This window comes from Kitasatospora sp. cg17-2 (assembly GCF_054031055.1).
Window position 1 is genome coordinate 6,334,647 of the sequence record NZ_CM132923.1, and the last position, 19,007, is coordinate 6,353,653.

The 19,007-nt window shown below is 73.2% G+C and carries 15 protein-coding genes; 13 read left to right on the top strand and 2 right to left on the bottom strand.

What is annotated here, in order from left to right; all coding sequences use genetic code 11:
* Positions 1–73: 73 nt before the first annotated feature.
* On the top strand, positions 74–1,267 hold the full coding sequence (ftsY, locus tag ACW14Y_RS26760) for a signal recognition particle-docking protein FtsY (protein ID WP_380386503.1): 1,194 nt from the start codon (positions 74–76) through the stop codon (positions 1,265–1,267).
* A 103-nt stretch (positions 1,268–1,370) separates the two neighbouring features.
* Here the strand turns inward: ftsY and ACW14Y_RS26765 are convergent, their stop codons facing one another.
* On the bottom strand, positions 1,371–2,042 hold the full coding sequence (locus ACW14Y_RS26765) for a bifunctional DNA primase/polymerase (protein ID WP_380386500.1): 672 nt from the start codon (positions 2,040–2,042) through the stop codon (positions 1,371–1,373).
* Between the two features lie 577 nt (positions 2,043–2,619).
* Between ACW14Y_RS26765 and nsdA the strand changes: the two genes are divergently transcribed.
* The 7 genes from nsdA (at position 2,620) to ftsH (ending at position 13,220) form a co-directional block, all read left to right on the top strand.
* Positions 2,620–4,074 carry a transcriptional repressor NsdA gene (gene nsdA / locus ACW14Y_RS26770; protein WP_030396728.1) on the top strand — a complete coding sequence of 485 codons (1,455 nt, stop codon included), beginning with the start codon at positions 2,620–2,622 and terminating at the stop codon, positions 4,072–4,074.
* 387 nt (positions 4,075–4,461) lie between these two features.
* Positions 4,462–5,832: an ammonium transporter gene (locus ACW14Y_RS26775; protein WP_380299250.1), complete on the top strand. Its 1,371-nt coding sequence runs from the start codon at positions 4,462–4,464 to the stop codon at positions 5,830–5,832.
* The gene (locus ACW14Y_RS26780) at positions 5,829–6,167 is read left to right on the top strand and encodes a P-II family nitrogen regulator (RefSeq protein WP_380299248.1); all 339 of its coding nucleotides are present in this window, start codon (positions 5,829–5,831) and stop codon (positions 6,165–6,167) included. Before ACW14Y_RS26775 ends, ACW14Y_RS26780 begins: the two co-directional genes overlap by 4 nt.
* A 132-nt stretch (positions 6,168–6,299) precedes the next feature.
* Complete coding sequence (locus ACW14Y_RS26785) at positions 6,300–8,777, top strand: [protein-PII] uridylyltransferase (protein ID WP_456983654.1); 2,478 nt, start codon at positions 6,300–6,302, stop codon at positions 8,775–8,777.
* 123 nt (positions 8,778–8,900) lie between these two features.
* Entirely contained in the window at positions 8,901–10,466 is a 1,566-nt protein-coding gene (ffh, locus tag ACW14Y_RS26790) for a signal recognition particle protein (RefSeq protein ID WP_380304945.1), read from the top strand.
* A gap of 123 nt (positions 10,467–10,589) precedes the next feature.
* Entirely contained in the window at positions 10,590–11,129 is a 540-nt protein-coding gene (locus ACW14Y_RS26795) for a GNAT family N-acetyltransferase (protein WP_053649738.1), read from the top strand.
* A 174-nt stretch (positions 11,130–11,303) separates the two neighbouring features.
* Complete coding sequence (ftsH, locus tag ACW14Y_RS26800) at positions 11,304–13,220, top strand: ATP-dependent zinc metalloprotease FtsH (protein WP_380386494.1); 1,917 nt, start codon at positions 11,304–11,306, stop codon at positions 13,218–13,220.
* Between the two features lie 209 nt (positions 13,221–13,429).
* On the opposite strand, the gene ACW14Y_RS26805 is transcribed toward ftsH, so the two are convergent.
* Complete coding sequence (locus tag ACW14Y_RS26805; RefSeq protein ID WP_380437852.1) at positions 13,430–14,230, bottom strand: class I SAM-dependent methyltransferase; 801 nt, start codon at positions 14,228–14,230, stop codon at positions 13,430–13,432.
* A 220-nt stretch (positions 14,231–14,450) separates the two neighbouring features.
* Between ACW14Y_RS26805 and proS the strand changes: the two genes are divergently transcribed.
* The 5 genes from proS to rimM all read left to right on the top strand — a co-directional run bounded on the left by proS (position 14,451) and on the right by rimM (position 18,914).
* Positions 14,451–15,863 (top strand): proline--tRNA ligase, encoded by a 1,413-nt coding sequence (proS, locus tag ACW14Y_RS26810; protein ID WP_030396736.1) that lies wholly within the window; start codon positions 14,451–14,453, stop codon positions 15,861–15,863.
* 560 nt (positions 15,864–16,423) lie between these two features.
* Positions 16,424–17,002, top strand: coding sequence for a hypothetical protein (locus ACW14Y_RS26815; protein ID WP_266271638.1), 579 nt, complete (start codon positions 16,424–16,426; stop codon positions 17,000–17,002).
* A gap of 521 nt (positions 17,003–17,523) precedes the next feature.
* Positions 17,524–17,946, top strand: coding sequence for a 30S ribosomal protein S16 (gene rpsP / locus ACW14Y_RS26820; RefSeq protein ID WP_030396738.1), 423 nt, complete (start codon positions 17,524–17,526; stop codon positions 17,944–17,946).
* Positions 17,947–17,948: 2 nt separating this feature from the next.
* Entirely contained in the window at positions 17,949–18,188 is a 240-nt protein-coding gene (locus ACW14Y_RS26825; protein ID WP_030056773.1) for an RNA-binding protein, read from the top strand.
* A gap of 132 nt (positions 18,189–18,320) precedes the next feature.
* Entirely contained in the window at positions 18,321–18,914 is a 594-nt protein-coding gene (rimM, locus tag ACW14Y_RS26830) for a ribosome maturation factor RimM (protein WP_380437854.1), read from the top strand.
* Positions 18,915–19,007 lie beyond the last annotated feature (93 nt).

Genomic DNA, 19,007 nt, shown 5'->3' on the forward strand with positions numbered 1-19,007 from the left:
TTCCCGATCCGTTCCGGATCCGGTCCGCCGCCTGCGGTCCGCGCGGACCGTCGTCACGGATACTGGGGGAGTTATGGAATACGTGATTCTTGCCGTAGTCATCGCGGTGGTCGCCGTCGGCGCGATCGCCGGACTCGTCGTTTCCGGCAGACGACGCCAGCAACTGCCCCCGAAGTCGCAGGCGCCGGTCATCACGGCGCCCCCGACCCCGCGCGAGCCCGCCGTCGGCGAGGAGTCCGCGCCGCCCACCGAGGAACCGCGCCGCACCGTCGAGGAGGTGCAGCTCCCCGAAGCCGAGGTCGTTCCCGAGGCCGTCGAGGAAGCCCCCTCCATCGAGGTCCCCGAGCCCACCGCCGGCCGCCTGGTCCGGCTGCGCTCGCGGCTCTCCCGCTCGCAGAACTCGCTGGGCAAGGGGCTGCTCTCGCTGCTCTCCCGCGAGCACCTCGACGAGGACACCTGGGAGGAGATCGAGGACACCCTGCTGACCGCCGACGTCGGCGTGGCCCCCACCCAGGAGCTGGTCGAGCGGCTGCGCACCCGGGTCAAGGTGCTCGGCACCCGCACCCCGGACGAGCTGCGCGCCCTGCTGCGCGAGGAACTGGTCGAGCTGATCGGCAAGGACGCCGACCGCACCGTCCGTTCCACCAAGCACGAGGAGGGCCCCGCGGTCGTCCTCGTGGTCGGCGTCAACGGCGTCGGCAAGACCACCACCACCGGCAAGCTGGCCCGGGTGCTGGTCGCCGACGGCCGCAGCGTGGTGCTCGGCGCGGCCGACACCTTCCGCGCCGCCGCCGCCGACCAGCTGCAGACCTGGGGCGAGCGCGTCGGCGCCCGCACGGTGCGCGGCCCCGAGGGCGGCGACCCGGCCTCGGTCGCGTTCGACGCGGTCAAGGAGGGCATCGCCGAGGGCGTGGACACCGTGCTGGTGGACACCGCCGGGCGCCTGCACACCAAGACCGGCCTGATGGACGAGCTGGGCAAGGTCAAGCGGGTCGTCGAGAAGCACGGCCCGGTGGACGAGGTGCTGCTGGTGCTGGACGCCACCACCGGTCAGAACGGGCTGGTCCAGGCCCGGGTCTTCGCCGAGGTGGTCGACATCACCGGCATCGTGCTGACCAAGCTGGACGGCACCGCCAAGGGCGGCATCGTGATCGCGGTCCAGCGGGAGCTGGGCGTGCCGGTCAAGCTGATCGGTCTGGGCGAGGGCGCCGACGACCTGGCGCCGTTCGAGCCTGGCGCGTTCGTGGACGCGCTGATCGGGGACTGAGGACCGCCGGTCCACCGATGAAGGGCCCGCCCCCCGCGAGGGGCGGGCCCTTCGGCGTTCCCGGCCGCCTGCGCCGCGCGGTGAGCGCGGGCGACAGTACCCCTCAGGCGATCCAGGCCGGTTCGGGGGTGCGCTCCCGGCCGCGGTGGCAGGCGTAGGCGAGGGTGCCCAGCAGCAGCCGGGCCTCGGGCGGGCAGCCCGCGTTGTCCCGGGTCGGCCGGCGCAGCCAGCGGACCGGGCCGAGGCCGGCCAGCACGGTGGGCGGCGCGGCGACGAAGCTGCCCTCGCCGTGGCAGGCGAGGTCGAGCGCGGCGTCGTCCCAGCCCATCCGGTAGAGCAGGTCGGGCAGCCGTCGCGCGGTACCGGCCGCGACCAGGAACTGGAGCCGCCCGGTGGGCGCGGCGAGCACCGGCCCGACCTGGGTGCCCATCCGCTCCAGCCGGACCAGCGCCTGGAGGCCGGCCTGCTCGGGGACGTCCAGGACGTCGAAGGCGCGGCCGGTGGGGAACAGTACCGAGGCGTCCGGTCCGGGGCCGCCGGCCGGGCCGGCTCCGGGGACGGGGTGCAGACCGGGGGCGGCGCAGCGCGGGGTGCCGCAGTGGCAGCGCTCCGGGGTGCCGGCGGCGCGGGCCGGCTCGCCGACGACGACGGCCCAGCCCCACCGGCCGGTGTACTCCGCGGCCGCCCGGCTCGTGGTGACGCGGGTGCGACGGCGCGCGCCCAGCGGCGCCAGCCGCAGGCTCCCCAGTCGAAGTTCGCCGAACAGGTTGTCCATGCCTCCCCCAACAGGTTCTGGTTGCCGATGGTTACGGGACGGTGACTTTGTGTTGATTGTCCGTTGCGTGGTGCGTTGTGCGGTGACGGCGCGCAGCGCCCGGTGTGCGCCAGTTGCGGTGATGTGCCTCGGGCGCCGCCTTGTGGCGGACGGTGCGGATGCCGGATCGTCTGGTGCGCGGGGCGGCCGGTGATCGGTGCGGGTGGCGAAATCCCCTGCGGTGGGTGGCGGTTCGCCCGAAGGGCCGGATATCCGTGGGGACTTGGCGGCCCGCATATGCCGGACCGTCGGGACTTCCTAGTGAACCGTCTGTCGACACGCTTCGGTTCACTCCTGGGGGTGGCGAAAGGTGGCGTTTCGCCAGGGCCGCTCCCCGGGGCAGTACGCGGGGCGTTACGTTCAGCACACGGACCTCGTCAGGGGACCGCTCCGGGCCCTGGGGAGCCGGGAGTTGGGGAACTGACGGTTCGTCTGCGGCGGCAGCGCCGCAGTTTCGTCAACGGCACGGCCGCAAGAGCCCGCAACCGTCGGGCGGTCACGATCGGGGCCCCGTGGGGGCCGGGCGGGATGGGGACCCATGGCAGAGAAGCAACCCAACGAGAAGCTGACCACGTGGTTCGCCCGCAGCGGTTGGTCCAAGGGGGAGTTGGCCCGCCAGGTCAACCGCCGGGCCAGGCAGATCGGTGCCCACCACGTCTCCACCGACACCTCGCGGGTGCGCCGCTGGCTGGACGGCGAGCAGCCGCGGGAGCCCATTCCCAAGATCATGTCGGAGCTGTTCTCCGAGCGGTTCGGCTCGGTGGTCTCGATCGAGGACCTCGGCCTGCGCGCCGCCGTTCCGGTCTCCACCGTGGGCGGCGGCGTCGACCTGCCGTGGAGCGCCCCGCAGACCGTCCAGTTGATCAGTGACTACTCCCGCAGCGACCTCATGCTCAACCGGCGGGGCTTCCTGGGCACCTCGCTCGCCCTGACCGCCGGCGCCGCGCTGATCGAGCCGATGCAGCGCTGGCTGGCCCCCGGCCCGAACGGCGCCCCCACGCCGATCCTGGCCGCCGCCAACGGCGGCGAGCCGTTCACCGGCCGGCTCTCCGAGCCCGAGCTGGAACTGCTGGAGCAGACCACGGTCATGTTCCGGCAGTGGGACGCGCAGAACGGAGGCGGCCTGCGCCGCAAGGCCGTGGTCGGCCAGCTGCACGAGGTCACCGACCTGCTCCAGGAGACCTACCCGGAGCAGACCACCCGGCGGCTGTTCCGGCTCACCGCCGAGCTCGCCCACCTGGCGGGCTGGATGTCCTACGACGTCGGCATGCACCCGAGCGCGCAGAAGTACTACGTGCTGGCGCTGCACGCCGCCAAGGAGGCCGGGGACCGCCCGTTCGGCGCCCTGATCCTCACCGACATGAGCCGGCAGATGATCCACCTCAACCGCGGCGAGGACGCGCTGGAGCTGATCCACCTCGCCCAGTACGGCAGCCGCGACACCGCCACCCCGCGCCAGCAGTCCCTGCTGTACGCGATGGAGGCGCGCGCGTACGCCACCATCGGCGAGGTGAACCGGTGCGCCCGGGCGGTCCGGCTGGCCGAGGACACCTTCACCGACATCCGTGAGGGCGACGCCGACCCGGACTGGCTGAAGTTCTTCTCGCCGGCCGAGCTGAACGCCGAGAACGCCCACTCCTTCCGCGACCTCGCGTACCACTCCGACAACGGCGCGCTCTACGCCTCGATGTCCGCGCCGGTGATGGAGCGCGCGGTCGACCTGTTCCGCCAGGACGGCGACCACGTCCGCTCCTACGCCTTCAACCTGGTCGGCATGGCCAGCGTGCACCTGCTCCAGAACGAGCCGGAGCAGGCGGCGGTCTTCGCCGAGCAGGCCGTGGACATCGCCACCAAGGTCCGCTCCGAGCGGCTCAACTCCCGGGTGCGCAAGACCACCGAGGCCGCCTCGTCCCGCTACCGGGGCGTGGACGCGGTGAGCCGGCTCAAGGAGCGGGTGGTGCAGGACATCCCCGAGTACGTCTCGGTGGTCTGAGTCCGGTCCGACCCGAGCACGACCCGAACCCCGATCGCGACCCCGACTCCGACCTCGGGCCCCGACCCGCCGACCGCGCCGTCCGCCGACGGCGCGGTCGGTGCCGTTCGGCGCCGTTCCGCGCCCGTGCTGTGCCGTTCCGTACGGTCCCGTTCCGTGCTGTCCCGGGCACACCCCGTACGGGGCGGCCGTACGGTAACCCCTCCGGCCGCGCGACACGGCCGGGGTTCACGCGGGTGTAACCCCGCTGTCGCCCTCGTCACGGCGGTGAAACAACCAGCGGCATCGGCCGAAACCGGCCTTCGGCACGCTCCTCCTCATCGCCGACGCCCCGGTGCACGGGACAGGAACCCGGGTGCGGATCGGCTCCAGTCAGGAGGTACGCCGATGCCGGACGGCTTCAGCGCGGGTGACACCGCCTTCGTACTCGTCAGTGCGGCCCTGGTCATGGTGATGACCCCGGGGCTGGCCTTCTTCTACGGGGGGATGGTCCGGGCCAAGAGCACACTGAACATGCTGGCGATGAGCTTCCTCTCGCTGGGCATCGTCAGCGTGCTGTGGGTCCTCTACGGCTACTCGCTCAGCTTCGGGCCCGACGCGGGCGCCGGTCTGATCGGGAACCTCGACTTCCTGGGGATGCAGGGAATCGGCCTCGACGACCTCGCCGGGACGATCCCGGTGACGGCCTTCTCCGCCTTCCAGCTGATGTTCGCCATCATCACCCCGGCCCTGATCAGCGGGGCGATCGCGGACCGCGCGAAGTTCACCGCCTGGGGCCTGTTCGTGGCGCTCTGGGTCACCGTGGTCTACTTCCCGGTCGCGCACTGGGTGTTCTTCTTCGACGGCGGCAACGGCGGCTGGCTCGGCGACCGCAACGGCGTGATCGACTTCGCCGGCGGGACGGCCGTCCACATCAACGCCGGTGTCGCGGGCCTGGCGCTCTGCCTGGTGCTCGGCCGACGGATCGGCTTCCGCAAGGACCCGATGCGCCCGCACTCGCTGCCGCTGGTGATGCTCGGCTCCGGGCTGCTGTGGTTCGGCTGGTTCGGCTTCAACGCCGGCTCGGCGCTGGCCGCCAACGGCGTCGCGGCGATGGCCCTGATCAACACCCAGGTCGCCACCGGTGCCGCGCTGATCGGCTGGCTGATCTACGAGAAGCTGCGGCACGGCGCCTTCACCACCCTGGGCGCCGCCTCCGGCGCGGTGGCCGGCCTGGTGGCCATCACCCCGGCCTGCGGCTCGGTCTCCCCGCTCGGCGCGGTGGCGATCGGCCTGGTCGCCGGCGCCGTCTGCGCGGCAGCGATCAGCCTCAAGTACCGCTTCGGCTTCGACGACTCGCTCGACGTGGTCGGCGTGCACGCGGTCGGCGGGGCGATCGGCTCGCTGCTGGTCGGCCTGTTCGCCACCGGGACGGTCGGCCAGACCGCCAAGGGGCTCTTCTACGGCGGCGGGTTCGAGCAGCTGGGCAAGCAGGCGATGGGCGTGGCGGTCGTCGCCGTCTACTCCTTCGTGCTCTCCTGGCTGCTGGCCAAGGCGATCGACAGGACGATCGGGTTCCGGGTCGCCGAGGAGGTCGAGGTGGCCGGTATCGACCAGGCGGAGCACGCCGAGTCCGCGTACGACTTCAGCGCCCTCGGCTCGGGCCTGGGCCGGTCCTCGGTCGCCGCGGCGCCGACACCCGCGACCGCCGTACCCGCCGCCGCAACCGTCGCCGCCGCGGCGAAGAGCACCGAGAAGACCGAGGTGGACGCCCGATGAAGCTCATCACCGCCGTCATCAAGCCCCACCGCCTGGACGAGGTGAAGGCCGCCCTGCAGTCCTTCGGGGTGCACGGTCTGACCGTCTCCGAGGCGAGCGGCTACGGCCGCCAGCGCGGTCACACCGAGGTCTACCGGGGTGCGGAGTACACCGTGGACCTGGTGCCCAAGGTCAGAGTCGAGGTCCTGGTCGAGGACGAGGACGCCGAGCAGCTGATCGACGTCCTGGTCGAGGCGGCCAGGACCGGGAAGATCGGCGACGGCAAGGTGTGGACCGTCCCGGTCGACACCGCCGTCCGGGTCCGTACCGGAGAACGCGGCCCCGACGCCCTCTAGGACCGCCGGCGCACCGCTCAGCAGCCCCTCCCGCGGGCCTGCGACCCCCCACGGTCGCAGGTCCGCCGACGGCGTTCCGGCGCCGGAACGACCGATCCGCACGACCCGCACGACCACGGACGGGGACTTCACATGGCCTCCCACACCGACGACTCCCACCCGGGCCCGGCCGGACCGGCCGACCCCGCCGCCGCCCGGGCCCGGCTGCTCACCGCCCCCGGGCCCGGCGGCCGCGACCGGCGCGCCGAACTGTCCGCGCGCACCGACGACTGGCTGGCCGCCCTGTTCGCCTCGGCCGGCGCCCCCGCCGGGACCGCCGTGGTCGCGGTCGGCGGCTACGGACGCGGCGAGCTCTCCCCGCGCAGCGACCTCGACGTGCTGCTGCTGCACGAGGGCCGGCTGGACCCGGCCCTGCCCGAGCGGCTCTGGTACCCGGTCTGGGACTCCGGCGCCGCCCTGGACCACGCCGTCCGCACCCCGGCCGAGGCCAGGGCGGTGGCGGCCGCCGACCTCAAGGCGCAGCTCGGCCTGCTGGACGCCCGGCACGTGGCGGGCGACCCGGCGCTCACCGCCGCGCTGCGCTCCACCGTGCTCGCCGACTGGCGGGCGGGCGCGGCGGGGCGGCTGCCGGAGCTGCGGGAGCTGGGCCGGGAGCGGGCCGAGCGGCACGGCGAGCTGTCCTTCCTGCTGGAGCCCGACCTCAAGGAGGCCAAGGGCGGTCTGCGGGACGTGGTCGCGCTGGACGCGATCGCCGCGAGCTGGCTGGCCGACGCGCCCCGGGAGGGCCTGGACGCGGCCGCGCTCCGGCTGGCCGACGTCCGCGACGCGCTGCACCTGGTCACCGGCCGGGCCACCGAGCGGCTCGCCCTGCAGGACCAGGACCAGGTCGCCGAGCGGCTCGGTGTGCTGGACGCGGACACCCTGCTGCGGCAGGTCTACGAGGCGGCCAGGACGGTCGCCTACGCCTCGGACGTCACCTGGCGGGCGGTGGACCGGGTGCTGGCCGCCCGCTCGGGCCGGGGCCGCCGCCCGCTCCGGCGCGGGTTCCCGTTCGCCGGTCCGTTCGGCGGCGCCTCCGGCGCGGCCCGGCGCGGCGCGGGCGCGGTGGCCCGGGGCGCGGTGGAGCGTCGGCCGCTCGCCGAGGGTGTCGTCGAGCAGGACGGCGAGGCGGTGCTCGCCCAGGGCGCCCGCCCGGTCTCGGACCCGGTGCTGCCGCTGCGCGCCGCGGCGGCGGCCGCCCAGAACGGGCTCACCGTCTCCCACGCGACGGTGCGCCGGCTGGCCGCCGAGTGCCGTCCGCTGCCGGTGCCCTGGCCGGACGAGGCGCGCGAGCAGCTGGTCACCCTGCTCGGCGCGGGCGAGGCCTGTCTGCCGGTCTGGGAGGCGCTGGAGGCGGAGGGGCTGATCACCCGGCTGCTGCCGGACTGGGAGCGGGTCCGCTGCCGGCCGCAGCGCAACGCGGTGCACCGCTGGACGGTGGACCGGCACCTGGTGGAGACCGCGGTGCGGGCCGCCGCGATGACCCGCCGGGTGGCCCGGCCGGACCTGCTGCTGGTCGCCGCGCTGCTGCACGACCTCGGCAAGGGCTGGCCCGGCGACCACAGCGAGGCGGGCGAGGTGATCGTCCGCGACGTGGCCGTCCGGATGGGCTTCGACCCGGAGTCGGTGGAGACCCTCGCCGTGCTGGTCCGCCACCATCTGACCCTGGTGGACACCGCGACCCGGCGCGACCCGGACGACCCGGCCACCGTCGAGGCGGTCACCAAGGTGGTCACCACGCTGCCCCGGCTGGAGCTGCTGCGGGCGCTGACCGAGGCGGACGCGCTGGCCACCGGCCCGGCGGCGTGGAGCGGCTGGCGGGCCTCGCTGGTGGACGGCCTGGCCGCGCGGGCCGCCGCCCGGCTGGCCGGGGACGCCGCCGCGGGCCCGGAGCCGGCCGCCGCGCCGACCGCCGAGCAGGAGCGGCTCGCGGTGGAGGCGGCCAGGACCGGCGGACCGGCGCTCTCGCTGCTGGCCCAGACCGGGGCGGAGACGGCCGGCACCGAGCCGATGGGCGTGCGGCTGCTGCTGGCCGTCCCGGACCGGCCGGGGCTGCTCGGCACCGTCGCCGGGGTGCTGGCCCTGCACCGGCTGGCGGTCCGCTCGGCGGGGCTGCGGGAGCTGGACCCGATCGGCGCGGGGCCGGTGCTGCTGCTGTCCTGGACGGTGGCGGCGGAGTTCGGCGAGCTGCCGGAGGCGGCGCGGCTGCGGGCCGACCTGCGCCGGGCCCTGGACGGCTCGCTGGACGTCGCGCGCCGGCTGGCCGAGCGGGACGCGGCGGCCCCGCGCCGGCGGGGGATCCCGACCCCGCCGCCGGTGGTCGCGGTGGCGCCCCCGGTCGCCTCGGCGAACGCGACGGTGCTGGAGGTGCGCGCCCACGACGCCCCCGGGCTGCTGCACCGGGTCGGCCGGGCCCTGGACGGCGCGGGGGTGCGGGTGCGGACGGCGCACGTCTCCACCCTGGGCGCGGACGTCGTCGACGCCTTCTACCTGACCGACGCGGAGGGTCGTCCGCTGTCCGCCCGGCGGGCCGGGGAGGTGGCGGCGGCGGTGCGCGCGGCCCTGGGCTGAGCGGCCCCTCCGGAGGCCGCCGGAGTTCCCCCGAACCCGGGTGGAGACCGTCCGTGGACCGGCCGGATACCCTTGGGGGCGACGACCGTACTCAGACCGATGCCGTAGAGGACCCGCGACGACGTGTTCGACACCCTTTCCGATCGCCTCGCAGCGACGTTCAAGAACCTCCGGGGCAAGGGCCGCCTGAGCGAGGCGGACATCGACGCCACCACCCGCGAGATCCGCATCGCGCTGCTGGAGGCGGATGTCGCGCTGCCGGTCGTCCGGGCCTTCATCAAGCGGGTGAAGGAGCGCGCGCTCGGCTCCGAGGTCTCCGGCGCGCTCAACCCGGCGCAGCAGATCATCAAGATCGTCAACGAGGAGCTCGTCGCCATTCTCGGCGGCGAGACCCGCCGGGTGCGGTTCGCCAAGAGCGGCCCGACGGTGATCATGCTCGCGGGCCTCCAGGGTGCCGGTAAGACCACCCTCGCGGGCAAGCTCGGCCACTGGCTGAAGAAGCAGAAGCACACCCCGCTGCTGGTCGCCTGCGACCTCCAGCGTCCCAACGCCGTCAACCAGCTGCAGGTCGTCGCCGAGCGCGCGGACGTCGCGTTCTACGGGCCGCAGCCGGGCAACGGCGTCGGCGACCCGGTCCAGGTGGCCCGGGACTCGATCGAGTACGCCAAGCAGAAGCAGTACGACGTCGTCATCGTCGACACCGCCGGCCGCCTCGGCATCGACGCCGAGCTGATGCAGCAGGCCGCCGACATCCGGGCCGCGGTGAACCCGGACGAGGTCCTGTTCGTCGTCGACGCCATGATCGGCCAGGACGCGGTCACCACCGCGCAGGCCTTCCTCGACGGTGTCGACTTCACCGGCGTGGTGCTCTCCAAGCTCGACGGCGACGCCCGCGGCGGTGCCGCGCTCTCGGTGGCGCACGTCACCGGCCGCCAGATCATGTTCGCCTCCAACGGCGAGAAGGTCGACGAGTTCGACGCCTTCCACCCGGACCGGATGGCCTCGCGCATCCTGGGCATGGGTGACGTCCTCTCGCTGATCGAGAAGGCCGAGCAGACCTTCTCGCAGGCCGAGGCCGAGAAGATCGCCGCCAAGCTGCGCGGCGGCCCGAAGGCCTTCACGCTGGACGACTTCCTGTCGCAGCTGGAGCAGGTCCAGAAGATGGGCTCGATCTCCAAGCTGCTGGGCATGCTGCCCGGGATGGGTCAGATCCGCGACCAGATCAACAACATCGACGACAAGGACGTCAACCGCGTCGGCGCCATCATCAAGTCGATGACCCCGGCCGAGCGGGCCGAGCCGGAGCTGATCAACGGCTCGCGCCGGGCCCGCATCGCCAAGGGTTCGGGCGTCCAGGTCGGCGAGGTGAAGAACCTGGTCGAGCGGTTCTTCGACGCCCGCAAGATGATGTCGGCGATGGCCTCCGGCAAGGGCATGCCCGGTATGCCGGGCATCCCGGGCATGGGTGGCGGCGGCAAGAAGAGCACCAAGAAGGCCCCGGCCGCCAAGGGCAAGCGCAAGAGCGGCAACCCGCTGAAGCGGGCGCAGGAGGAGGCCGCGGCCGCCGAGCGCCGCGCGCTCGGCCCCGGTGCCGACCAGTCGCCCGCCCAGGGCGGCGCGTTCGGCCTCGGCGCGGGCAAGGGCCCGGCCGACTTCGAGCTGCCCAAGGAGTTCAAGGACCTGCTGTAGTCCTGACCCGGTCCTGACCCGGCCCCGCTGCCCGCGGGTCCCGGGACGAACGGCCCGCCGCCCCGGTCCTCCCGGGGTGGTGGGCCGTTCGCCTGCCCGATGGTCATCCGAGATGATGGTCCGATGCGAGTAACGATCAGGGCCCCGCGGGCCGGGGACGAGGTGGCGTACGCCGAGGCGGTCCGGCGGTCCGCCGAGCACATCGGCCGGTGGAACCCGGTCGAGCCGGACGCGCTGCCGGACCTGCTGGAGCGCCAGGGGCCGGGCCTGCGGACCTTCCTGATCGTCGACCTGGAGACCGGCGGACTGGTCGGCAAGGTCAATGTGGCCAACATCGTGATGGGCCGCTTCTGCAACGGCTCGCTCGGCTACGACTCGTTCCTGCCGTTCGCCGGCACCGGGCGGATGACCGAAGGCCTGCGGCTGGTGCTGGACACCTGCTTCGCCGGGCACCCGGAGGGCGGTCTCGGGCTGCACCGGCTGGAGATCAACGTCCAGCCGGACAACGGGCGGTCGATCGCGCTCGCCAAGCGGCTGGGCTTCCGGCACGAGGGGTTCACGCCGCGGATGCTGTTCCTCCAGGGGGCCTGGCGGGACCACGAGCGGTTCGCGCTGACCTCGGAGGAGTGGCCAGGGTCGGCCGCGGCGGACGAGCGGGGCTGACGGCGTCACGGGGCCAGGGCCGGGGCCAGGACTGGGGCCGGGGACAGGACCGGGGCCGGGGCCGGGGCCGGGACCAGGACCAGGACTGGGGCCGGGGGCGTGCCGGGCGGGGGAGCGGGCGGGGAGCGGCGTTGCGGTTGGAGGCGCCGAGCAGATGTCCGTATTGTCCGACAGGTGACTGATCCCGTGCCGCCGCGCCAGACCCCCGACCAGCCATGGCGTTCGGAAGGGGCCCCGCCCCCGCCGCCGCGCCGCAGAATGCCCGGCGGCTGGATGGGCCTCGTCCTGACCGCGCTGGTGGTGTTCCTGATCAGCGACCTGCTGCTGTCCTTCTTCGGCCCCGGTGGCGCCACCACGATCTCCTACACCGAGTTCAACAACCAGCTGAACAAGGGCAACGTCACCAAGATCTACTCCAAGGGCGACTCGATCGAGGGCACCCTCAAGAACGCCGAGCCGAAGCCGGACGGCGGCAAGGGCACGTACACCGAGTTCGACACCCAGCGGCCGGTCTTCGCCGGGGACAACCTCTGGACCACCCTCCAGCAGCAGGGCGTCGAGGTCACCGCGTCGCCGGTCGTCCAGCAGCGCAGCTTCCTCGCCAACCTGCTGATCTCGCTGGCCCCGATGCTGCTGCTGATCCTGGTCTGGGTGCTGCTCGCCCGGCGGATGGCCGGCGGCCTCGGCGGCGGCGCGCTCGGCCGCAAGGCCCCGCCCAAGCCGGTCACCGCCGAGGCCGGCCGACGCACCACCTTCGCCGACGTGGCGGGCATCGACGAGGTCGAGGCCGAACTCAGCGAGGTGGTCGACTTCCTGAAGAACCCGCAGCAGTACCGCCGGCTCGGCGCCAAGATGCCGCGCGGCGTCCTGCTCAGCGGTCCGCCCGGCACCGGCAAGACGCTGCTGGCCCGGGCCGTCGCGGGCGAGGCGGACGTGCCGTTCTTCTCGGCCTCCGCCTCCGAGTTCATCGAGATGATCGTCGGCGTCGGCGCCAGCCGGGTGCGCGAACTCTTCGCCGAGGCCCGCAAGGTCGCCCCGGCGATCGTCTTCATCGACGAGATCGACACCATCGGCCGGCAGCGCGGCAGCGGCGGCGGGATGGGCGGCCACGACGAGCGCGAGCAGACGCTCAACCAGATCCTCACCGAGATGGACGGCTTCAGCGGCTCCGAGGGCGTCATCGTCATCGCCGCCACCAACCGGGCCGACGTGCTCGACCCGGCCCTGCTGCGCCCGGGCCGCTTCGACCGGCGGATCACCGTCAGCCCGCCGGACCGCGACGGCCGCGCGGCCATCCTGCGGATCCACTCCCGGCACGTCCCGCTGGCCGGCGGCGCCGACCTCGACCGGCTGGCCAAGGTGACCCCCGGCATGACCGGCGCCGAACTGGCGAACCTGGTCAACGAGGCCGCGCTGCTGGCGGTCAAGCGCCGCCAGGACACGGTGAACGAGCGCGACCTCTCGGACGCGCTGGAGAAGGTCCAGCTGGGCGCCGTCCGGCCGCTGGTGATGCCGCAGGCCGAACGCGAGCGGACGGCGTACCACGAGAGCGGCCACGCCCTGCTCGGCATGCTCCAGCCGGGCGCGGACCCGGTCCGCAAGATCACCATCGTGCCGCGCGGCCGCGCCCTCGGCGTCACCCTGTCCACCCCGGAGACCGACCGGTACTCCTACACCGAGCCCTACCTGCGCGGCCGGATCATCGGCGCGCTCGGCGGGATGGCCGCCGAGCAGGTGGTCTACGGGGTCATCACCACCGGGGCGGAGAGCGATCTGGAGCAGGTCACCAATATCGCCCGCGGCATGGCCGGCCGGTGGGGCATGAGCGAGCGGGTCGGCCGGCTCACCGCCGTGCCGTCGGACCCGCAGGGGGCGTACGGGCTCTCCGCCGCGCCGACCACGCTGGACGCGGTGGACGAGGAGGCGCGGCGGATCGTCGCGGAGTGCTACGAGGAGGCGGTGCGGCTGCTGACCGAGCAGCGGGACCGGCTGGACGCGCTGGCGGCGGCGCTGCTGGAGGCGGAGACGCTGGACGAGGAGGCGGCCTACCGGGCGGCGGGGGTGCCCCGGAAGACGCTCGACCAGGCCTGAGCCGGGGCCGGGGCCTGTTCCCGTCCCGGGTCCTGTCCCCGGTCCCGTTCCCGTCCTCGGGTGGAGGGGCGTGCGTCACGTGGCGCACGCCCCTCCGTCGTTGCCGCGCTGCGGTCGGTGCGGCGGTGGTCGTTGCGGCGCTGCGGTCGTTGCGGCGGCGGGGGCGCGGTGGTGGTCGGTGCGGCGGCGGGGGTGCGGCACGGCCGCTGTCAGCGGGGGCGTTCGGCGATCAGATAGCGGAAGACGTTCGCCATCCGCACCGTGCCGTCCGGCCGCAGGTGCGGCTGCAGCGCCTCCTCCAGCTCCTTCGTGACCAGCGGCGCCCCGGAGAACTCCGCCGCCGCGTCGTACAGCCCGGTGGAGAGCAGGCCGCGCACGGCGCTGTCCAGGTCCGGGTAGGCGAACGGGCAGCCGACCCGTCCACCGCCGGCCGGGCGCAGGCCGGTTCCGGCGAGCAGGTCCTCCAGCGCCCCCGGCGGGCTCAGCTCGAACGGGTCGCGCGCGCCGCTGCGCCGGGCCATCCGCCGGGCGACGTCCAGGACGGCCGCGCTCTCGCAGCGCTCCCTGGGCCCCCAGGCGGCCAGCACCACGTGCCCGCCGGGCAGCGCCAGCCGGGACGCGGCCGCGACCGTGCGGCGCGGTTCGCCCGCCGGTGGCGGCTGCTCGAAAACGGTGACCAGCGAATAGGCCGAGCGGGCGACATCCTCGGTCGGGCGGTGGCCGGCGCCGACCCGCAGACCGCGTCGGCCGGCCAGTGCCCGCAGCTCGCCGTCCTGCTCCAGGCCGGCCACCTGGGCGCCCCGTCCGGCCGCCAGCAGCAGGGCGAGACCGGAGCGGCAGCCCAGGCCCAGCACACTGGTCGCCGGACCCACCTCCAGCCGGTCGTGGACGGCCTCGTAGAGCGGTACCAGCATCCGTTCCTGGATCTCCGCCCAGTCCCGGGCCCGGGTGTTGTCCCGCCCGGTGCCGACGGGTCCTGCGGTCGTGCCGATCAACCCAGCTGAAGCCATCGCGGCCTCCCATCCGGTCCTTCGAGGTGCTGTTCCGAACCCCCCTCGACGTCCCGCCCCACTCCAGCGAACAGCGGCTCGGGCGCGGCGTCCAGAGGGGTGCGGGGTGGTGCGCGCGGGTCGGGGGCGTGCGCCCCGGTGCGGGACACCGGTGAGGGGGCCCGGACGGCGGCCCGTAACGGATTCGAAGTCGGGGGCCCGCTCCCCGTACGATTCGCCCATGGCTAAGGCACCCGTTCTCACCCCCCAGGCGGAAGACTTCCCGCGCTGGTACCAGGACCTCATCAACAAGGCCGAGCTGGCCGACAACGGTCCGGTGCGCGGCACCATGGTCATCCGACCGTACGGCTACGGCCTGTGGGAGCGGATGCAGCAGGAGATGGACGCCCGGATCAAGAAGGCGGGTGCCCAGAACGCCTACTTCCCGATGTTCATCCCGCAGTCGTACCTGACCAAGGAAGCCGAGCACGTGGAGGGCTTCGCCCCCGAGCTCGCGGTGGTCACCCACGGCGGCGGCAAGCAGCTGGACGAGCCGGTCGTCGTCCGGCCGACCTCCGAGACCATCATCAACGAGTACTTCTCGAAGTGGGTGCAGAGCCACCGCGACCTGCCCCTGCTGATCAACCAGTGGGCCAACGTGGTCCGTTGGGAGCTGCGCCCGCGCGTCTTCCTGCGCACCACCGAGTTCCTCTGGCAGGAGGGCCACACGGCCCACGCCACCTACGAGGACGCGCGCGACTACGCCTCGATGATCCACACCCAGGTCTACGGCGACTTCATGACCAACGTGCTCGGCATCGACGTCGTGCTCGGCCGCAAGACCGCCAAGGAGCGCTTCGCGGGCGCCATCAACACCCTCACCCTCGAGGGCATGATGGGCGACGGCAAGGCGCTGCAGATGGGCACCAGCCACGAGCTGGGCCAGAACTTCGCCAAGGCGTTCAACACCACCTACCAGCTGCAGGGCGCCGAGCGCGAGTACGTCTGGCAGACCTCCTGGGGCGTCTCGACCCGTATGGTCGGCGGCCTGATCATGTCCCACGGCGACGACAACGGTCTGCGCGTCCCGCCGCGGCTCGCCGCCGTCCAGGCCGTCGTGCTCGCCATCAAGGGCGACGACGCGGTGATCGCCAAGGTCCGTGAGATCGGTGCCGCGCTGGAGGCCGCCGGCATCCGCGTGGTCGTCGACGACCGCACCGACACCCCGTTCGGCCGCCGTGCGGTCGACTGGGAGCTCAAGGGCGTTCCGCTGCGGATCGAGGTCGGCCCGCGCGACCTGGAGAACGGCACGGCCATGCTGGCCCGCCGGATCCCGGGCGGCAAGGAGCCGGTCTCGATCGACTCGCTGGTGTCGATCCTCCCGGGCATCCTGGACGAGGACCAGGCCCTGCTGCTGCGTCAGTCGCGCGAGCGCCGCGAGGCCCGCACGGTGGACGTGACCAACCTCGACGAGGCCGTCGAGGCCGCCGCCACCGGCTGGGGCCGGATCTCCTGGGCCGAGCTGGGCCCGGAGGGCGAGGCCAAGCTGGCCGAGCAGGGCGTGTCGGTCCGCTGCATCGTCGCCGCCGACGGCTCGGTGCCGCAGACGGACGACCAGGACGGCAACATCGCGATCGTCGCGCGCGCCTACTGACCGTTCGGTGGCTTCTGCGGCGGCTTCCCCGGTCACTTCCGGAGCGCCTTCCGGAGCGGCTCCGGCGGTGACTTACGCGGTGGCTTGCGGGGCGGCTTGTGGGGTGGCTTCGGCGGTCGCTTCCGCCGCGGCTTCCCGTGCGCGAAGGATGGTGCCGTAAAACGACGCCCGGCGACGCGTTCTGACGGTTCTCGACCTGGCCGACAGGAAATTCGAACGTCCGATGAGCAGTGTTGTTCCACTGATGTCTCACCTGTCGACATCCCTACTGGTCGGTCAACTGCCGGTATTAACGGAATAGCGGTACGGTGTACGGCCCGTGGCCCTGTCAACTCGACAGGACCGCGGGCCGTACGTCCTGGGGGCGACAGCCCGTCCCCGGGCGGAATTGACGAGGCGCCCGTCGAGCTCGACGGGGCCCGAACCTGTAGGGGGTTGGTCTTGCGTCAGATCCGGAACGCGCATTTCGCGCGAGGTCGCACATTCCTGAGAGTTTCCTGGGAAATCCCGGGGAACGGGAACACGCGGAACATCGGCTCCTACTCCATCGTTGGTCTAGCGTGAGCACGACACAGCCCCTCGTTCTCGCGGCCGAACTGGCCGCCGCCTGGAGTGACATCCAGGCCCACCACCAGGACCTCCCCGACCTCGCCTCGCCCGAGGCGCTGATCGGCGAGTCCTCCTCGGCCTGTGGCACCCGGCTCGGTTTCGAGCGGCTGCTCCACGAGGCTGCCCACGGTCTGGCCGCGGCCCGGGACATCCGGGACACCTCGCGCGCCGGCCGCTACCACAACCGGCGCTTCCTGCTCCTGGCTTCCGAGCTGGGCCTGGCGCACCCGGTCGAACCGCACGCGAGTAGCGGCTTCTCCCAGGTGACCATGCTCAAGGAGACCCGCGAGCGGTACGCCGACACCATCGAACGCCTGGACCGCGCCCTCGGCGCGCACCAGGAGGCGGTGGCCGGTGAGGGTGCCTCGCGTGCCTTCCGCGGCCCGGCGGCCCGGCACGGCTCCTCCGGGGGCGGCGTCCGGGTGAAGGCGGTCTGCGGTTGCGGCCGCAACGTCCGGGTCGTTCCCTCGGTGCTCGCCCAGGCGTCCATCGTCTGCGGCGCGTGCCAGCAGCCCTTCAAGATCGCGTAACGCGGGTCGCGTCACGCGAGTGGTGCGGCGCGCGTCGCGCAGCTCGGGTCGGGTGACCCGGGTCGCGCAGTTCGCGTGGTCGCGCAGTTCGAGAAGTTCGGCAAGTTCCGGGATCCGGGGAGACCCAGGGGCCCGGGCAACCAGGAGAGCCGGCCGGCGACTGTGCGGGCAGTGGTCCGGCCGCAGTGACGAACGGTGGCCGCAGGGGATCCGCAGGGGGTCTGCGGATGTCCGCGGGCGATCGGCCGAAAGCCGGCCGGTGGTCCGGAGGCGGTCCACCGCGATCCGCCAGGGAGGTGCGCCGCGAAGGCGCACGTGTTGGGCTGACCGGGAGCGGGGGCTCCCGGTCGACCTGTTTTCGGGGGTAGGGCGCCCTTGTGGCAGAATGGACAGCTGAGTACCCGGCAGCCGGGCAGGACCCCTCTCTCCTACGGCTGGCGTGTCCCTTGAACGGCCCACCACGCAACCCCACGCGAGGGCAGGGCCGCTCACCCACGTCAACACCAGGAGAATCCACTCCCGTGGCAGTCAAGATCAAGCTGAAGCGTCTCGGCAAGATTCGCTCCCCGCACTACCGCATCATCGTCGCCGACGCCCGCACCAAGCGTGACGGCCGTGCGATCGAGGAGATCGGCCTCTACCAGCCGACCTACAACCCCTCGAAGATCGAGGTCGACAGCGACCGCGCCCAGTACTGGCTGTCCGTCGGCGCCCAGCCGACCGAGCCCGTGCTCGCGATCCTGAAGCTGACCGGCGACTGGCAGAAGTTCAAGGGCCTGCCGGCCCCGGCGCCGCTGCTGGTTGCCGAGCCGAAGGTCGAGGACTTCTCGCACCTGTTCGCGAAGGCCGTCGCCGGCTTCGAGGACGCCACCACCGGTGTCGCCATCACCCCGAAGGCCAAGAAGTCGGACAAGGCCGAGGCCGACGCCGACGCCGAGGCCTGAGCGTGATCGAGGATGCCCTCGACCACTTGGTGAAGGGCATTGTCGAGCACCCCGACGAGGTGCAGGTGCGCTCGCGCAACCTGCGTCGGGGCAACACCATCGAGGTGCGGGTGCACCCCGATGACCTCGGCAAGGTGATCGGCCGGGGCGGTCGTACGGCTCGTGCTCTGCGCACGGTCGTCGGTGCCCTCGGCGGTCGCAACGTCCGGGTCGACCTGGTCGACGTGGACAACATTCGCTGATCCGGCTGCTCGTTCAGCCGTCAGGGTTTCGAGGCCGGCCGGGACGCATGTCGTCCCGGCCGGCTTTCGCCGTTCCGGCGGCAAATCCGCAACTCCGCAACCCCGTAGCACTCACCCAGGAGAACGATCACCGTGCAGCTCGTCGTCGGCAAGATCGGCCGCGCCCACGGCATCAAGGGGGACGTCAGCGTCGAGGTCCGCACCGATGAGCCCGAGCTCCGGCTCGGGCCCGGCGCCGTCCTGTTCACCGACCCCGCCTCGGCGGGACCGCTGACCGTCGAGTCCGGCAAGGTCCACAGCGGGCGGCTGCTGCTGCGGTTCGCCGGCGTCAAGGACCGCAACGCCGCCGAGGAGCTGCGGGGCACGATCCTGATCGCCGAGGTGGATCCGGAGGAGCGTCCGGACGACCCGGAGGAGTACTACGACCACCAGCTGATCGGTCTGGACGTCGTTCTGCTCGACGGCACCCTGGTCGGTGAGCTCACCGAGGTGATCCACCTGCCGTACCAGGACCTGCTCACCGTGCGGAAGGCGGACGGTACGGACGCGCTGGTGCCCTTCGTCAGCCGGATCGTGCCGACCATCGACCTGGAGAACCAGCGCGCGGTCATCGACCCGCCGGTCGGGCTGATCGACCTGGGGCAGGCCGAGGTCGCCGCTGGTGAGGCGGCTGATGGCGGTGCTGACGACGCCGGTGACGCCGGTGACGCGGAGGAGTCGCGGTGAGCACCGAGGAAGGCGCGGCGGTCGTGACGGCGGACGCGGGGGAGTCGGTCGGGGCGTCCGTGGAGTCGTCGGAGGACTCGTCCGTGGAGTCGT